This window comes from Rubrivivax sp. JA1026, from assembly GCF_011065555.1.
Classification (GTDB): Bacteria; Pseudomonadota; Gammaproteobacteria; order Burkholderiales; family Burkholderiaceae_C; genus Rubrivivax; species Rubrivivax benzoatilyticus.
This window is the reverse complement of record NZ_JAALCQ010000002.1, coordinates 407,784-423,191: the sequence shown is the minus strand read 5'-3', so window position 1 is coordinate 423,191 and position 15,408 is coordinate 407,784. Positions and strand designations below refer to the sequence as shown.

Annotated in this window: 17 protein-coding genes; 5 read left to right on the top strand and 12 right to left on the bottom strand. The window is 65.0% G+C overall.

All coding sequences use genetic code 11. The annotated features are described in order from the left end of the window. Positions 1–32: 32 nt before the first annotated feature. Positions 33–914, bottom strand: a complete 882-nt coding sequence (locus G5B56_RS05660) for a hypothetical protein (protein ID WP_164962575.1) — start codon at positions 912–914, stop codon at positions 33–35. A 692-nt stretch (positions 915–1,606) separates the two neighbouring features. Here G5B56_RS05660 and G5B56_RS19795 point away from each other — a divergent pair. Both G5B56_RS19795 and G5B56_RS05655 read left to right on the top strand, forming a co-directional pair. Further along, complete coding sequence (locus tag G5B56_RS19795; RefSeq protein WP_206023485.1) at positions 1,607–2,191, top strand: bifunctional 2-polyprenyl-6-hydroxyphenol methylase/3-demethylubiquinol 3-O-methyltransferase UbiG; 585 nt, start codon at positions 1,607–1,609, stop codon at positions 2,189–2,191. Further along, positions 2,192–3,358, top strand: a complete 1,167-nt coding sequence (locus G5B56_RS05655) for an HNH endonuclease domain-containing protein (RefSeq protein WP_206023484.1) — start codon at positions 2,192–2,194, stop codon at positions 3,356–3,358. Here the strand turns inward: G5B56_RS05655 and G5B56_RS05650 are convergent. Continuing rightward, a complete protein-coding gene (locus tag G5B56_RS05650; RefSeq protein ID WP_164962574.1) occupies positions 3,355–4,581 on the bottom strand; it encodes a hypothetical protein in 1,227 nt (408 codons plus the stop codon). The genes G5B56_RS05655 and G5B56_RS05650 overlap by 4 nt on opposite strands. A 122-nt stretch (positions 4,582–4,703) precedes the next feature. Between G5B56_RS05650 and G5B56_RS05645 the strand changes: the two genes are divergently transcribed. Next, positions 4,704–4,901: a hypothetical protein gene (locus G5B56_RS05645; RefSeq protein ID WP_164962573.1), complete on the top strand. Its 198-nt coding sequence runs from the start codon at positions 4,704–4,706 to the stop codon at positions 4,899–4,901. A gap of 50 nt (positions 4,902–4,951) precedes the next feature. On the opposite strand, the gene G5B56_RS05640 is transcribed toward G5B56_RS05645, so the two are convergent. From G5B56_RS05640 to G5B56_RS05630, 3 genes are all read right to left on the bottom strand, one after another. Further along, positions 4,952–6,081 (bottom strand): IS3 family transposase gene (locus G5B56_RS05640; protein ID WP_404947955.1). Its coding sequence is split into 2 segments (ribosomal slippage): positions 4,952–5,820 and positions 5,820–6,081, totalling 1,131 coding nucleotides; the frame shifts between segments, so codons are not numbered across the junction. Positions 6,082–6,231: 150 nt separating this feature from the next. Continuing rightward, positions 6,232–7,476: a GTP-binding protein gene (locus tag G5B56_RS05635; RefSeq protein WP_164962571.1), complete on the bottom strand. Its 1,245-nt coding sequence runs from the start codon at positions 7,474–7,476 to the stop codon at positions 6,232–6,234. 56 nt (positions 7,477–7,532) lie between these two features. After that, on the bottom strand, positions 7,533–7,910 hold the full coding sequence (locus G5B56_RS05630) for a hypothetical protein (protein ID WP_164962570.1): 378 nt from the start codon (positions 7,908–7,910) through the stop codon (positions 7,533–7,535). Between the two features lie 164 nt (positions 7,911–8,074). Here G5B56_RS05630 and G5B56_RS05625 point away from each other — a divergent pair, with 164 nt between their 5' ends. Then, positions 8,075–9,727: a sigma 54-interacting transcriptional regulator gene (locus G5B56_RS05625; protein WP_164962569.1), complete on the top strand. Its 1,653-nt coding sequence runs from the start codon at positions 8,075–8,077 to the stop codon at positions 9,725–9,727. Between the two features lie 242 nt (positions 9,728–9,969). Here G5B56_RS05625 and G5B56_RS05620 read toward each other — a convergent pair whose 3' ends face one another. From G5B56_RS05620 to G5B56_RS05590, 7 genes are all read right to left on the bottom strand, one after another. Next, positions 9,970–10,704, bottom strand: a complete 735-nt coding sequence (locus tag G5B56_RS05620) for an antitoxin Xre/MbcA/ParS toxin-binding domain-containing protein (RefSeq protein ID WP_164962568.1) — start codon at positions 10,702–10,704, stop codon at positions 9,970–9,972. Between the two features lie 158 nt (positions 10,705–10,862). Continuing rightward, positions 10,863–11,711, bottom strand: coding sequence for a nuclease-related domain-containing protein (locus G5B56_RS05615; RefSeq protein WP_164962567.1), 849 nt, complete (start codon positions 11,709–11,711; stop codon positions 10,863–10,865). Positions 11,712–11,780: 69 nt separating this feature from the next. Next, positions 11,781–12,545, bottom strand: coding sequence for a GIY-YIG nuclease family protein (locus G5B56_RS05610; RefSeq protein ID WP_164962566.1), 765 nt, complete (start codon positions 12,543–12,545; stop codon positions 11,781–11,783). 10 nt (positions 12,546–12,555) lie between these two features. Then, positions 12,556–12,996 (bottom strand): hypothetical protein, encoded by a 441-nt coding sequence (locus G5B56_RS05605; protein ID WP_164962565.1) that lies wholly within the window; start codon positions 12,994–12,996, stop codon positions 12,556–12,558. A gap of 28 nt (positions 12,997–13,024) precedes the next feature. Next, positions 13,025–13,345 (bottom strand): hypothetical protein, encoded by a 321-nt coding sequence (locus tag G5B56_RS05600; protein ID WP_164962564.1) that lies wholly within the window; start codon positions 13,343–13,345, stop codon positions 13,025–13,027. Between the two features lie 165 nt (positions 13,346–13,510). Further along, positions 13,511–14,809, bottom strand: coding sequence for a site-specific integrase (locus G5B56_RS05595; protein WP_164962563.1), 1,299 nt, complete (start codon positions 14,807–14,809; stop codon positions 13,511–13,513). Then, positions 14,802–15,038: a hypothetical protein gene (locus G5B56_RS05590; protein WP_009855598.1), complete on the bottom strand. Its 237-nt coding sequence runs from the start codon at positions 15,036–15,038 to the stop codon at positions 14,802–14,804. Before G5B56_RS05590 ends, G5B56_RS05595 begins: the two co-directional genes overlap by 8 nt. A gap of 133 nt (positions 15,039–15,171) precedes the next feature. On the opposite strand from G5B56_RS05590, the gene G5B56_RS05585 reads away from it, so the two are divergent. Beyond that, positions 15,172–15,393 carry a helix-turn-helix transcriptional regulator gene (locus G5B56_RS05585; protein ID WP_164962562.1) on the top strand — a complete coding sequence of 74 codons (222 nt, stop codon included), beginning with the start codon at positions 15,172–15,174 and terminating at the stop codon, positions 15,391–15,393. The last annotated feature ends 15 nt before the right edge of the window (positions 15,394–15,408 follow it).

The following is a 15,408-nucleotide window of genomic DNA, read 5'->3' as shown; positions in this document are numbered from 1 at the left end:
GCACGGTTCAGTTCCGCCACCTCGGCGATGAACTAATCCGGTGTATCGGCAAACAGGCCACGCGACTCCACCACGATTTCCAGGAGTTTCCCGATCGCCTGGACCTTCTGACTATTCCCCGACACGTAGCGGAGCCGACACCTGTTGCCAGCAATCGGAGCCTGCTGACGAACAGTTTCGAAAACCCTCTCCATATCCGCTGTCAGAGCAGTACTCGCCTGACGCCCGCGAAACAGGACATGAACGATCCGTTCCTGCCGATCATACCCAACGACCTCCCCGACGGCATCGATGATTTTTTCGCCCACCTCATTTAGAGAGGGCGCCCCGCCGATTATCTCGGGAACCCGGACTGGCGCGCCGAATTGCGCCGACGCGACCTCGACGCCCGGCGCGATGGCCGCGCCGGGCGCAGACCGCCTGAGCTGCTGAGCCAGCGCAACGACATGTCCGGCCTTCATATCGTTAGGAAGTATCGTTGTAGCGGGGGTCGTCCAAATCTCCTCGCTCGTCGACCCCACGAGATCCAAGAGCGCGCGCAGCCGCCTCTCTAACGCCCTGACCTCGCCGGACGCCTCCTCGCAATACGCAAATCGGATGCGCAACTCCGGAGTAGCTCTGGATATGCGCTGATCGAGACGGAGCAGCAGCCTGATCTCGACCGTCGCGATGCTCCCTGGAATGGTTTTTGTGACCAGGTCCTTAATACAGCTCGCGAACATTCTGATCTTGGAGGGGGCCACCTTCGCGAAATTCGCGTCGAGCTCGAGAAGCTGACGGCACTCATCGAGAACAAAACCTATCGGTTCGCCCGCCCGGATGAAAATTTCGGCGACGGGCGTGTGCCTGTCTCGCTCAAATAGCGGCACCTGGGCGGAGCTGTCACCAAGGGGCAACGGCGGCGCTGCATCCATCCGCCACTGGTCAAGCAGCTCCTGCGCGGTTTGTTCGCGTCGAGCGCGGTGCCCTGTCCTCCGGGCTCGTCCAGCTACAGGCTGGCGCTCTCCTGCGTCGATCTGGTCCCCGGCAGGCTCCACTGGACCGCCGCCCACGCCACCCTCAGTCCGTCGACGAGTTCTCATGCCGCCCCGCTCTCCACAAGCCATCTAGACGACCACAATTGGATACCCGGACCCTCAACGGTTTGTCACGCGAATAGGAGCAAAACGCCCCCATTGGCGATGCGAGTTCATCGCTCTGCGTCAGCAGGCCGCTGCAAAACTGAGAACGGCGCGCCACACGAGCCAGAGGATCCCGGCACGACGGCCAGTTCGATACGAGAAGCTGCCGGCGAGACGACCCGCTGTTCAGCACGGTTCGACGAGTTCGCGCCGGCGACTCAACCGCTGGGGCCAATCGGGCCGTGGATCAACGACACGCGGGCGAAGATGGACGGTCGGTGCTCGGCGAGACGCGCGGTCGACTCCCATGACCGGCGACCGAGCAACACGCCGGCGAGTGGTCTTATGTGAAATCGGGTTCGATTCGTCCAGGACTCGCCACGGGCGCCAACCCGCACACGAGGGCTCCCCGCCACGGACAGTCCAGCCCGCTCGGGCCTGTCGGCCTCATGCCGCCCGCGTCGTCGATGCCCACACAATGCGCCGTGGACCCCAAGACCGCTGAGTTCTACGAGCGCCATGCCGCGGAGTTGGCCGCCCGCTACGAGTCGGCGGCCAGCCCGGTGGAGCCGTACGTCCCGCTGGCCTTCCCTCGCGGCGCACGAGTGCTCGACGTCGGCGCAGGATCCGGCCGCGACCTCGCGGCCCTGCTTCGCGCCGGCATCGACGGGTACGGCGTCGAGCCGAGCCCCGGGCTTCGACAGGCGGCGATCACCGCGCACCCCGAGCTGGCTTCTCGGCTGGTGGCGGGCTCGCTCCCCGACATCGGGACGCCCTTTGGCGGCGGATTCGACGGCATCGTCTGTTACGCCGTGCTGATGCACGTGCCCGAGGCGGCGCTCTTCGACGCCGCGTTCTCGCTGCGCAGCCTGCTCAAGACGCATGGCCGGCTGCTGCTCTCGATCCCGAGCGCACGCACCGACGTCAGACAGGACCACCGGGACGACAAGGGGCGCCTGTTCCAGCCCTACCGCCCAGAGGAACTGCAACTCCTCTTCGAGAGACTCGGGTTCCAATTGATCGGCCGCTGGGACACCCAGGACGTGCTCCAGCGTGCCGGGACCACCTAGGTGACCCTGCTGCTCGAGCTGCGCAGCGGGGACCTGCTGCGAGCGGTCGACCAGATCGAGGGCATCCTCAACCGCGACCGCAAGGTCGCCACCTACAAGTTCGCGCTGCTCCGGGCGCTGGCCGAGATCGCCACACAAGAACCCAAGGCTGCACGCTGGCTGCCTGACGGACGCGTGTCCGTCCCGATCTCACGCATCGCCCGCCGGTGGCTGCGGTACTACTGGCCGATCGTGGCCAGCCAGCGCTTCGTGCCGCAGTCGCTGGCCGAGGGCGCGGGCAACCAGCAGCAGCCGATGGCGTTCCGGGCGCCGCTGCAGGCCTTGATTCAGCGGTTCGCGGATCAAGGCGCACACGGGGGACTGACCGCATGGCATCTGGCGTCCGCATCGGGACGCCTGCCCGCCCCCATCCAGGCACTGGAGCGCCAGGCGCTGCAGTCGATCGCCCAGGCGATCCGGTCAGGCCCCGTCACCTACTCCGGCGGCGCCCTGGAGAGCGGACGGGTCTTCGAATACGACGCCCGCACGAAGGGAGTCTTGATGTCGGACGGCCTGTGGCGAGAGCTCTGCCTCCTGGGACACTGGATCGTCGATGCCGTGATCGTCCGCTGGGCCGTGATCGTCCGCTGGGCCGCGCTGACCGAACGGTTCGCCCACCGGCAAGGCCTGCGCTCGGGTGACGTGCTGCCGTTGCTGCTGGCCCATCCTGAGCCTGAACGCGCGACCGCACAGGCCCGAGCCGCCTACCTGGCCGCGGGAGTCAAGTCCTGCGTCTGGTCGGGGCGGGACCTGTCGCCGCGAAGCCTGGCCGTTGACCACATGATTCCGTTCGCGCTTTGGGGCAACAACGACCTGTGGAACCTGCTGCCCGCACACACGGCGGTCAACGCCAGCAAGTCCGACAAGCTGCCGGCCGGCGCGTTGCTGGCCGACCGTCGAAAGCCGATCCTGGAGAACTGGGATCTGCTGCGGGAGGCCATGCCGGATGCGTTCGACGATCAGGCGACGCATCTGCTGGGGGCCAGACCCGCTCGGGGCCCTCGATGGGGCGAGGAACTGTTTGCCCGCCTGCGCGAGGCCGTGGAAGTCACCGCGCTGCAGCGCGGTGTCGCGCGATGGAGTCCCAAGACAGGCGCCCAGACAGCGGCATCCTCGGTGGAACTCTAGAGATCCTTTCCCGCGCTTGGCCCCGCCTCTCGAGTGGAGAGGGAGAGGCCGAGGTCAAAGGCCTCCAGCCACCGCCGGACTTCAAGACCTGACCACGTCCGGAGGTCGATGAGATCGGCCCGCTCCAGCACCCACTGCTTCCACCGGCCGACCAACTCGGTGTCGAGCTGGTTCGATGAGGCACTGGCCTCGACGGCGGCAACCAGCGCCCTGAGCTCGTCTGATCGCCGCAGGCCGGCAGCGGCCTGAACGAGTAGTCGCTGCCTCCGGTGAAGCAGCGCTCGAGCCTCGGCGTCCTGACGCTCTCGCTCCTGCCTGGCCTTCTGCTGCGCGTCACGAATGGCCCGCCCCCTCTCCTGGGCCGCATGATCGAAGCGCCAGGTCACGCTGGCGCGGAAGGCTTTCTCCCAGTGAGCCAACAGCAGACGCGTCATCTGGTCGATCAGCGACTTGTCGGACCTTTCGAACGCCAGCGACGGGGTCTGGCGGCCGCGATTGCGCCAATGATCGCGCTCGCGGTCGAGCCAGAACTCAAACGTCAAGGCAGTCGCCCCGCGTCCTCTCACGTTCAGATCCTGGCCCGCGGGTGTCGCGACGACTTCAAAGCGAGTGTGATGAGCGCCGCAGCTCACAGACAGGGTCACGTCGTGCCCCCGACTGGCCGACACACCGAATCCGCAATCGGTCCAGTGCCAGGCCAGTTCGTCGACCACACGCAGCACGTACAGGCCATCCGCCCCCCGGTACAACGGCTGGCGCCACGAATTGCCCGAGCTTTCAGCGGCCAGTCGTTCGTCTTCTGCCAAGAGACGCAGAACGATCGGGTGGTGCTCGCCCCGCCGCTTTGACGCAGCAAGCCCTTGGGCAATGCTGGCGTAGCGCGCGGCCGCCTCTTCCACCGACTCCGCCAGAGAAGGGATCTGCGGAACCGGCTGCTCCAGGTTGGTGGCGACGAAGCCGCAGAGCCCTTCAAACGCGGTCGCGTGCTCCGCTTCAATGCGTTGGGCGAGGTTGTAGGTCAGCGGCGGCTTGCGGTACTTCGCGCGGGCCTTGGCGCCAGCGGCGAGGTTCGCCCAGTAGCCGCGCGGCGGCATAGGAACGTCCATCGCGCGGCACTGCTTGCCGATCCAGACATCGGAGACACCCATCTCCCGGGCGAGTTGGGTCCGCGGCTTGGCCCAGACGAGTTCGTAGAGCCGCTCTCGCGTGAGGTGTTCGGTCATGCAGCGCATCCCCCCAGGCCCGCAACAGTGGCGATGTTGCGGCTGATTGCCACGCCGCGGTTCCTAATCGAACTCTTGACGAGTCCGGTCACGTGGCGATGATCCGGCGCAGGAGGCTTCTCATGACCGAGACGACTGCAGTGATCGTCTACGAGCACGCCGGACGGCGAACAGTTTCGTTCACCACACCAGAAGGCATCCAGGCGCTCTTCCCCGCCGACTTGACGCCCCAGTTCGCAGGCGCCTTCGCTCGCCAGTTGGAGCGGAGCCTGCGCCGATGGGAGCGGCGCGCCGCCCGGCGGGCCAGAGCGTCCCGCTGACCTGCCCCCTTACGCCATACCAGCGATTCGGAAGGAGTCCTGGTTGAAGGTTACGTGATCTCCGGGATGGCCGGGCCGTGTTGAGCAGCACCGCCGGCATGCCGGCGGTGCTGCTCGGCAAACCGCGCCGGTGCGATGCGGCCGATGCTGCTGTGCGGACGCACCTCGTTGTAGTCGCGCCGCCACGCGGCGATGGTCTGCCGGGCCTGCGCCAGCGTTTGGAACCAGTGCTCGTTGAGGCACTCGTCGCGGAACTTGCCGTTGAAGCTCTCGATGTAGCCGTTCTGCATGGGTCGGCCCGGCTCGATGAGCAGGTGGCGGATGTGATGCCGTTGCGCCCAAGCGATGAACGCGCGGCTGGTGAACTCCGGGCCGTTGTCGGTTCTCACCGCAGCGGGATAGCCGCGAAACACCGCTGCACGGTCCAGCAGCCGCGTGACGTATTCGCCCGAGATGCCGTAGTCCACGGCGATATCCACACACTCGTGGCTGAAGTCGTCGGCCACGGTCAGGCACTTCAGGCGTCGGCCGTTGGCCATGCTGTCGCTGACGAAATCCATGCTCCAGACCTCGTTGACGCTGCGTGCCGCCTGCAGCGGCACGCGCTCGGCCGGCGGGCGCCGCACCTTCTTGCGCTTGCGCACGGCCAGGTTCGCGGCGGCGTACAGCCGCCACACGCGTTTGTGGTTGACGCCCGGAAACTCCGGGCGCAGCAGGTCGTGAATGCGCCCGAAGCGCCGCCGCACGTGCGCAATCTCCACGATCCGCGCCGCCAGCTCGCGCGTGGCGGCATCGGCCTCGGGTGGATGCCGGTAGCTGTCGCGGGAGAGCCCCACGAGACGACACGCTCGGCGCTCTGACAGCTGGTGCTCCTGCACCAGCCGGCCAATCGCCTCGCGCTTGGCCCGTGGGGCTAGCGCTTTACCCCCAGAACGCTCTTGAGCGCGTGCATGTCCAGGTGCGCCTCGGCCAGCAGCTTCTTGAGCTTGGCGTTCTCCTCCTCCAGCTCACGCAGCCGCTTGGCGTCCGACGCCTCCATGCCCCCGAACTTCGAGCGCCACTTGTAGAACGTCGCGTCGCTGAACCCGCCTCGTCGGCAGATCTCCGCCACCGCCATCCCGGCCTCGGCCTGCTTGAGGAACCCGATGATCTGTTCCTCGCTGAACTTGCTCTTCCTCATGTCCGTCATTCTCCTGATGAGCGGACTTCACTTCCTTTTCCTTGGTACGGCTGGAAGGGGGCAGGTCAGACGAAACAAGTATCAGAGATGGGCTGGCGCTATGCGCAGTTACCATGCGTTGGCATACACCCATCCCTGATCGCTCGCTCCTCAAAGCTCGTTGAGCAGGCATTCATTCTTGCCCGCGGCCGTCAACCTGGCCCTGACCCACTCGCGGATCTCTTCTCTCCCTCGCGGGGAGATGCCGAGTGCGGGGAGGGGATCCAGCGTGCAGACGATCATCTCCGCGTCTGCAGCCGGAACATCTGGACCCTGCACATTTTTGATCTCCAGCCGCTTGCGAGCCGCCTGAAGCAGCGCCTGACAGTCCTTTTCCGAGCGCAGCGCGTCGACCTTGTTAAGACAGACCAAGGTCGGCTTGCCGAACGCGCGCACCTTGCGAAGGAGTTCCACATCCGTACCCGAGATCCCGCGTGTTGCATCCATCACGAGCAAGAAGGCGTCGGTGTGGTGAAGTGCTTCGTCAGTGGAGTTGTTGACTCTTGCCCGGTAGTCGTTAAAGCCGGGATAGTTGGAGACGAAGGCGTCTCCCCCACCCCCCAGCTCGTAGCGAATGACCTCCGACGTGGACCCAGCGACAGGATCCGCGTTCGCGGGAAGTCCGAAAACCTTTTGGATCAGCGTGTCCTTACCCGTCGATCCATCACCGACTACACCGATGCTGATCCGATTTTCCAGCGTCAGCCTCAGCGCAGCGATATAAAGCACGGACGGAACCGTCTTTCGAAACGCTGGACCAGCGAGGTCGATCGCCAACCAAGCCCCGGTCGCGATCCATCCTATCGGGCCAAGGAGAGTTCCTACAGTCCGGGTGAGCACGACGTTCGTAGCGAGGCTAAGTCCGCTACCAAGAAGCGCCCTCGACACCATGTTGGCGATGATGACCGCGAACCTGTACGTGGCGAAGCCACCGAACTGCCGCAACAGCAGGGGCATCAGGACGGCGGATCCTGCCGCGAGCGGAACGTCCCTAACGTCGAGATCCAGTGAGCGAAACAGCACGCGCTTCTCGTCCTCGGACATCGCATCAAGTGTGTCGGCGAAAACCTTGCGGATGATGAGTTCCTCGTTCTGGCCGACGGTATTCGAGGAGGCGACGCCCTGCGCCTTCAATTTCGTGCCCACGTCGCACACGACCTCTTCGTAGGAAACGCCTTCGCCGCCTCGAAGGAGAGTTGCGATGTCGTTGCTTCCCATCTTGCGGAGGTAACGCGAGATGTCCTCGGCGGCCGATCTGGTGCCAAGATCGCTCGTCTTGGGTTGATGGTCAAGGTACTTCAGCAGGGGTTGGATGTCGTCAGCGGAGTAACTAGCGGTGCGGTGAATCACGTCCACGAGGGACAGGGTGCGATGCTTTTTCATTGCTCGGTTGATGTAGTTAAGTAGGGTTCTTAAGCGCGAGCGATTTCGACAGTAAAGCCAAGCTGCCTCTGTTCGCGGGGTCGGATCGTGACGCTCATGTGGGCGCAGGCATACCCCGAGAAAAGGCCCGCAAACGCACCGACGATCGCCCCGGGAAAGCCGGCCAGCCAGGCTCCAGCGCCGGCCCCCACGAGGAGGCCGCCGCCCGTGCAGATGACAAGCCTTTCCCCGCTCGGAGTGATAGAGCAAACGGAAACCCGGTGGTCCGATGCCAGTTCCTTCAATCGATCCATCACCAGAGGGCGCAGATCCTCGGTGACGGTGAAGACAGCCTCTGCACCGGCGCGCAAGTAAGCGAGCAGTCTTTGGATGTCGGACGGTTTGGCGATGAGCATGGGTGCGTTCATGTTACTGATCTCCTTCGTGGCTGCATGCCGACCGCCGGCACGCATGCCCAAGCAACGCAGGACACATGCCAAGACCAAGGGAACGAAGAATCAACAGGTTAGCGGCTCCGACCCATGCCGATTTAAAGCTATCATCAAGACCGCAACATCGATGCTTTGACGAAATGTTCAATCTGTTAGTGCCGCGCCTCATTCTGGTGGGTGGCGGCCGGGCCACTGAGTGCCTGGAGTCAGGGGTCTGGCTGCATCGCGTGTCGGTGCCCGAGGAGGGGCAGATCCTCTCCAAGTGGCTGGAGGATGCACAGGCGGCCGAGTGGGCCCAAGTCGCCCAAAGGCACTCGTCGACGATCAAGGCCGTGCGATCCCGCTCGGACGTCGACTCCCCCGTGCGTGGTACGACATGGTCCCGTTTAGTCGACCAGTATCTCAGCACGAGTCCCGCTCAACTCGTCAGCCAGCCTACCCAGGCTACCGTTGAGGGTCTAGCCCCCTTGGTGCGTATTGCGCGCGAAGTAGTCGGTCGCCCATCAGTCATCACGTTCCTCGCGGCCGAGAATCGATCGTCTAGAGGCGGGACACCTCCTCGGCTTAGCGAACTCGCCCAAGAGGTGGCGCAAAGCGCCGGATTATTGAATTCCAACGTCGTCTCGTTTATGCGCCTGCGGCGCCGCCCATCGTCACAAGCGGCCGCTCACGACTATGACAACGATCCAGAGCGCGCATTCGAGTGCCTGATGCATGAACTCATGTCAAAGCGGGCGTCGGTGACAGCAGACGACTACACGCCGAAAGAGGGACCGAGATTGATCGAGGGTGTGACGGGTTCCGGCAAGACGGAGTTCGCACGATCGCTGCACCAGAGGTTGCTTCAAGATACAGAGCGTCGGGGCGCGTTTCATGCGGTCAACATCGCCGCGGTAAAAACTGAGCTGCTAGAGTCAAGGCTGCGCGGATATAACAAAGGGGCCTTCACCGGCGCTGTCGTGGATCAGCCTGGCTGGTTCGAATTGGCCGATGGCGGCACCTTGTTCTTGGATGAAATCCAATCTGCTCCGATCGACTTCCAGGTCCAGTTGCTGGACCTGCTAAGTCCGGTTTCAGACACGCTCGAGATAGAGAGAATCGGCGCAAAGAATAGCGAAAAGAAACGTTGTCGGGTCCGTGTTGTAATGGCAACCAATGAGCCCGTTCAGAAGCTCCTTCACGAGGGCCGAATCCGCGAGGACTTTCTTTATCGGATCCGGTCTACGTTACGGCTTGAATCGTTGAGTCAGCGTTTACTGGCCGGAGCAGGAGGAGAACTAGTCATGTGGCTACTTCGACTGCACCGCTGGCGCAGTGCGGAACCCGTCTTAATGTCAGGGGGGCGAATCATTGAATCGGACCTGGTTGATCGCCTGCGGAGAAGTTTCCTGCCCGCCATACCTGACGAAGTGATCGACATCCTGAGGTCTTACAGTTGGCCCGGCAACCTGCGCGAGTTCGAAAGAGTCAGTTTTGATGTTTTTCTTGAATATGATAGAGGAACAAAGTTGGCCGATCTCGTCGACAGCGTCAGACGGGCAATGGGAACCCATGAGGCCAAGTCAACATGGCAGGCACATCAGCGCGAGGGCGATCAAATTATGATCGTCCGGAAAATCGAGTCGCTGCTTGTTGCCAACGATTTTAATGTTAGTGCCACACAAGACGGACTAGCGGTCTACAAAAAGAGGTCTCCCGCCGCGCTAAAAAGATTTCTTCGGGAGAATCTTGCCCATCTAGATATGAGCAAATGGACAAGCCAAAAGGCCAAAAAGCTGCTGCGAACCTTATAAATCAGCGCGAGATGTCCACGATGGGATTCAAGTTACACCTCCAAAACAGTCGAATTCGCCCGTTGCTCATGTTCACCTTTGCGTTATTTAGGTGTGGCCGCCGAAAAGTAGGCGGACGCCGAGCGGACGTCCAGGAAGTTCCGCTCCTGGCCGGCAGCAGTCATTCAGCCGCCTTACGCGAATGACAGCACCCGCTGCAAACCTGACACCGACAACGCGCTGTCGCTGCTCTTTTGGCGGAATCAGCCGTATCCCCCGTTGAGCGCTGACGCGAGACAGTTCCGGACAGCGTCGATGCCCCCTGCGGTCGACACCACGTCGACCGGCCTAGCACCGCCGAGCGCCGGAATCCGCCCTCCGCACCACCCGCGAAGCCAGGGCTCGAACCTCGGGTCGTCGAGGAGGGACACCAGTTGTTGGAACGCCTCTGACCGATAGAACTCCGCCAGCCGTCGGCCGCGCTCTTCGAGGGTGCGATGCACGTGCCGCAGTGCCAGCGCCTCCGCCAGCGCATGAAGCCCCGGCAGACCCCGCGGACGGCTAGCCTCAAGGCTCTCGGCGCGCAGGGCACAGGCTTCCGGTGACACCACCAGCGCCGTGAGATCGGCCGGCATCATCTGCGCCATCAGCGCGTTGCAGAAGGCCGTCGGGCGCAGGCACCGGAGCAGCGCCTCCCAATCGCGGGGCGAGCCGAAACAGACTTTCACGCCCTCCCCTTCGCGCCCGAACCGGCGCAACCAATCCGCCGTGGCCTCGGCCATCCGCTGAGCAGTCCGGCCGGAGCCCACCGTCGCCCGCTGCGCCACGATGCGCTCGCGAACGAGCGGCGAGGCCGCATCGAACCAGTCGGCGATGTTTCTGGCACCGGCATCGAGCTCGACGAAGTGCTCGTCCCCTTCGTCGCTCACCAGAGCGAGACTGAGCGGCGGCCCGTCGTCCGGCCCCCAGAACGCCGTGGCGAGATAGCAGGTTCGCATAGGTCCTCTCCAGGAACACGGGCTCGCCGCACCCAGGTCTCGACCGCGGCACCGTTTGCAGCGCCAGTCTGGCGCATCAACCCAACGCGCGGCAGCCCTTCGGTTGTCGTTGCCACGAATGCGGCAAGCCCGGAGGGCCGCGTCCGCAGCCGGCGCGTTCAACCCGACCGGCGCTGCACAAAGCGCTGCTCGTGGAATGCGTGGTCCTGGCAGACCAGTTGCCCGAGCGCCCCGACGTTCAACGGCGCCGCGCCGAGCAACGGCCGAAGCAAGTTCTGGAACTGCTCGCGAAACCCCTCGCCCTGCAGCACACCGAGGAAGTCCACGCCAGGCCGCTCGATGACACCGAGGCGGGAGTTCTCGTGCGCGAGGACGACGGCACGCCGCACAGCGACAGGCTGGCCGCGACGCAGCAGGAAGCCCTGTAGTTCATCGGCCACCGCGTTGACCTGTTGGCTCGGTGCCCGCCCCTTGGCGTCGCGCACCGGCACGCCCTCCTGAACGAGATTGCCATAACGGTCGTACTTGTCGCGGCTCCACTCGGTGCCCTGCGCGTGGACGACCCCGTTAAGCGTCTTCACCTCGATCGCAACGACAGCAGTCGGGCCCAGCAACAGCAGGTCGGTCTCGCCGCCCCGGTTGCGATAGCCCTTGAAGAGCATCCACCGGTCATCGAGCCAGGTGGACAGGTCTGCCTGCACGCGCTCCTCACCTTCCCGACCGCCGGCGAACCGCCCTTCGTCCTCGCCCGCGGCCGGCATCTCGGGCTCGCTGGGCCGACGCGACAGGCTGGATGCAAGCCAGCTCAGCGCGTGCCCTAGGGCGGCGAAGAAACGCCGATCTCGCATCGCAGTGCCGATGGCGGCCTTGCGGCCGGCGATCGCCGCTTCGCGTCGCTCGACCTCCGCACGCCAGGCCTCGCGTTGCTGGCGGTACGCCGCTTCGCGCGACTCTTGCGCCAGGCGAACCTGGTCGGCGGTGTGGTCGGACAAGGTCTGCACTCTCATGCTTCTTCCCTTCTCTTGCTTGTGGTTCTCGGTGTGCGACGCGGGCCGGGTCTCGCGTCGCAGCTGGGTTCAGTGGGTCGGACGGATCGGCGATCGGCGCCTGAGTCGCGCGAGGAAGCCGCTGACCTGCCAGGCAAGCTCGTGTCCGCCTTCCCAGCCGGCGATGACGGTGGCCGGCGTCATGCGCAGGATCAGGTCATCGCCCTCCCAGCTCAGCGTTTGCACGAACGCCAGGGGTCTCCCGTCGCACCAGCACTGGTAGGTGTCGGCGTCCAGGGCCGCGCGGCGAAGGTCGTCTTGATCACAGGGGTCCCGGATCCGGAAACCGTGGACGACGACCGCCGCCGGCTCCTCGCACACCGAAACGGGCCAGCGCAGTGCGAGCCTCGACAGCACGTCCTCGATGCGCCACCAGGTGTCTTGAGGTCCGGTCTCGATGCTCACGGCGTCGGGCGGCGGAGCCGGCAAGGTCAACGGCATCAAGCGCGCGGTGGCGTTGCTGCTCTGCTGCAGCGGCATCTGGGCCAGCATGCGTAAAGCGGTGTCTTGTGCGGTGCCGACGAACCATTCCTCGGCTCCGTCGCCGCAGTGCCCAGCCGGAACCCGGTAAGGCGCGAGGCTCTTGTGCATCGAGCGCTCGACCTGTTCGGCCCGCTGGCGGCTGGGCAGCCAGATGGCACGCGAGTGCTCGAGGTCGAGCTCGTCGCGCCGGAACTCGGGAAGCCTGCGCGCGCGCTGTAGTGGTCGTCGAGCCCATCCGAGCTTGAAGCGGCGCCGGTCGCGCCGCATCAGCACGTAGACCGAAGCGCGGTCGGTGGTCAGGGAGCTGGACATGTGCCGCTCCTCAATGCAGGACCACCGCGCGGACGTAGCCGCCGAGCACCTGCAGGTACAGCTCGGGGCTGATGCGTCCGCTGCGATACAGCATCGCCAAGCCGAGCAACGAGAGGTCGCTGGTGTGCAGCTGCACGAAGCCCTCCTCCGCTGCGGGGGTCGTCATGGCCCACGAGTCGTCCTCGCCGTCGCGAAGCGGGCGGGCGGGGCCGACCCGCGCGATGGCGATCGCCGGGTGGTGTTGCAACCAGTCGAGCAACGCCACCTGATCGGCCGCACTCGCGGGCGTGTCCTGGCGGCTGATCCAGTACCGCATGCGGTGGCCGCTCAGTGACAGGCCGCGCGAGTCGACGTAGTCCTCGAGGTCGCGCTCGAACTGGACGAGGTGCCTCTGCGGCATTTCCGGTCGGGCTTCGAGCTGCAGCACGAAGCCGGTGGGCTCGTTGTCCATGGGCTGTGCGCCTGACGCGGCGCGGCGGTCAGTGAAGGCGGTCATGCAGCCTCCGGGTCACGGGAAACTCGCGGGCGACGAAGACCACCTCCGGCTGCACCAGCAGCCAGCCGATGAACGCCGTGCGGGCGGAGACGGTGATCTGGGTGTCCCGGTTCAGGACGACGAGGCAGTTGTCGCCGATCCACCAGCTGAGCGCGGGATGGCGTAGCCGACGCGCAAGTCGGCGCGACAGCTGCTCGCGCGACGCCGGCAGCGGGCCGGCGAACGCGACACGGACGACGAGGACATGGCCCGGGATCTCGGCGATGAGCTGAGCCGGTCGCGATGGGTCTTCGTGGAGGTTCATGAGGCTCCTCTGCATCGGATGCCGCATCCGCGGGCGTGGCTCGCCCCTGCCGTCATGCCAAGGCATCCGCTGAAACTCGGTTGAAGGATTCCGGGCAGTGCTCCGCCAGCGCGTCCCTCAGCGGGCCACGCGGCAGGTCACGTCATGGGGTGTTGCGCGAGCGGGTCAGGCCACTCGGCGCAAGTCCGCAGGCGGCGGCTGGGCCTGGTGCCCGGCCTCGTTGGCCGCTTCGGCGACGGCGCAGCCGGACGCGAACCGCGTGGCGAGCAGGCGGTCGATCGCCGAGCCGTCGCGGCGCGTCATGTTGGGCACGAAGCGGCCGTAGACGGTGAACAGCATCTGGCTGTTGGCGTGGCCCAGTTGGTTGGCGATCCACTGCGGAGACTCGCCGGAGGCCAGCCAGAGCGTGGCCGCCGTGTGCCGCATCTGGTACGGGCGCCTGGGTGCCAGCTCCAGGTGGCGCAGCAGCGGATACCAGACGCGGTCGCTGAAGTTCTTGTTGTCCAGCGGGTGGCCTTCTCGGTTGCAGAAGACGTACTCGCTGAGCTTGCCAGTGGCCGCGTGCTGGCGCTTCAGCGCTTCGTAGACCGGCTGCGACATCTGGATGTCGCGCTGCGAGCTGTCGGTCTTCGTGTATTCATCCTCGCCCAGCACGAAGGTCTCGCGCACGAGGATGAGCCTTCGCTCGAAGTCGACGTACTTCCACTTCAGCCCGTGGGCCTCGCCCGTGCGCATGCCGGTGAAGAAGCGCACGGTGAAGTAGTCCCGGTAGTCCGGACGGACGACGGCCAGGATCTGCTGGACTTGGTCCAGCGAGAACGGCTGCACGTCGGACTTGCGGACTTTCAGCGGGCGGAGGTTGGCCGACGGCGAGATGAAGCCGTGGCGGTCCGCCGCGTCGGCCATGATCTGCCGCAGCACGCCCAGGATGTTGTTGATGCGCTTGCTGCTGAGCTTGTCGCCCGTGCGGCCCGGCTTGTCGGCGAGCTTGGCGCGGAAGGCCAGGACGTCCGCCTTCTTGATATCGCCGACCGGCTTGTCGCCGAAGGCAGGCAGCAGGTGGGCGTCAAGCGTGGACTTCAGCACCTTGAGGTGCGAGCGGCGCCATTCGATCTGGTGTTCGGCGAGCCAGGTGGTGACGAAGTCTCGAAAGATCGGCGACGCCGGCTTCGGAACTGCAGCAGCGGGCGACGCGAGCTGGGGTATCGACGCGCCTGTGTCGGTACCGCCGTGCACCACTGGCGCGGATGCGAACCGCGATGCCAGTGCACTACCAGGGAAGAACTCGCCGTAGACGAACGCCCCCGCCGCGATGGCGTCGCGCATGCGCTTCAGCACCGCCTCGACGCGCTTGCGGTTCGCCGGAGTGTCGCCGAGCGCCGTCTGCTCTCGACAGCGCACACCTCGGTAGGTGAAGTCGATGACGAGCTTGCCCGTCTCCTTGCGCACGCTGACCTTAGCCATGGAGCACCGTGCCGTTGGCCATGGGGAGTCCGATCGGGCTGTCGGCCGAGGCCAGGCGCATGTCGCGCTCGATCGCCTCCCAGACGAAGAGGATCTTGCGGCCGCCGAAGGGACGAACGTAGTGCGTGCCCTCCAGCAGGACGCTGTCCTTAAGCCGTTCGCGGATCGTGCGGACGTCGTACTTGATCTTGGCCGACAGTTCGTCTGTCGTGAGATAGGTCGTGCTCATGCCACTCTCCCGTCGAGTAAACTCCACAAACATCGCCACTGCGCGACGCTTGGTGAGAATATTAATCGACGCTTGGCGACTGTCAAGCACGTTTGTGGATTTTTCTCCACGTTCGGCGAGTTGAGGTGACTCGGTGATCCGGTTCAAGCTGGGTGAGCAGCTAGAAAAAAAGCAGTTCCGCGACTCGCGGCGCATCACGCTGCAAGAGGTCTCGGACGCGACCGGGATCAACCGTTCGACGCTCTCCAAGATCCTCAACCAACGGGGTTACAGCACAGGCACGGACGTCCTGGATCGCCTGTGCACGTACTTCGGCTGTTCGGTTGCCGACTTGGTAGAGCACTTGCCGGACTGAGTGGCACCGCGTAGG

Bases quoted from the DNA above. Each gene is read 5' to 3' on its own strand.
- G5B56_RS05660 (WP_164962575.1), bottom strand. From the start codon at position 914: ATGGATGCAGCGCCGCCGTTGCCCCTTGGTGACAGCTCCGCCCAGGTG.
- G5B56_RS05650 (WP_164962574.1), bottom strand. From the start codon at position 4,581: ATGACCGAACACCTCACGCGAGAGCGGCTCTACGAACTCGTCTGGGCC.
- G5B56_RS05645 (WP_164962573.1), top strand. From the start codon at position 4,704: ATGACCGAGACGACTGCAGTGATCGTCTACGAGCACGCCGGACGGCGA.
- G5B56_RS05630 (WP_164962570.1), bottom strand. From the start codon at position 7,910: ATGAACGCACCCATGCTCATCGCCAAACCGTCCGACATCCAAAGACTG.
- G5B56_RS05625 (WP_164962569.1), top strand. From the start codon at position 8,075: ATGTTCAATCTGTTAGTGCCGCGCCTCATTCTGGTGGGTGGCGGCCGG.
- G5B56_RS05620 (WP_164962568.1), bottom strand. From the start codon at position 10,704: ATGCGAACCTGCTATCTCGCCACGGCGTTCTGGGGGCCGGACGACGGG.
- G5B56_RS05615 (WP_164962567.1), bottom strand. From the start codon at position 11,711: ATGAGAGTGCAGACCTTGTCCGACCACACCGCCGACCAGGTTCGCCTG.
- G5B56_RS05610 (WP_164962566.1), bottom strand. From the start codon at position 12,545: ATGTCCAGCTCCCTGACCACCGACCGCGCTTCGGTCTACGTGCTGATG.
- G5B56_RS05605 (WP_164962565.1), bottom strand. From the start codon at position 12,996: ATGGACAACGAGCCCACCGGCTTCGTGCTGCAGCTCGAAGCCCGACCG.
- G5B56_RS05600 (WP_164962564.1), bottom strand. From the start codon at position 13,345: ATGAACCTCCACGAAGACCCATCGCGACCGGCTCAGCTCATCGCCGAG.
- G5B56_RS05595 (WP_164962563.1), bottom strand. From the start codon at position 14,809: ATGGCTAAGGTCAGCGTGCGCAAGGAGACGGGCAAGCTCGTCATCGAC.
- G5B56_RS05590 (WP_009855598.1), bottom strand. From the start codon at position 15,038: ATGAGCACGACCTATCTCACGACAGACGAACTGTCGGCCAAGATCAAG.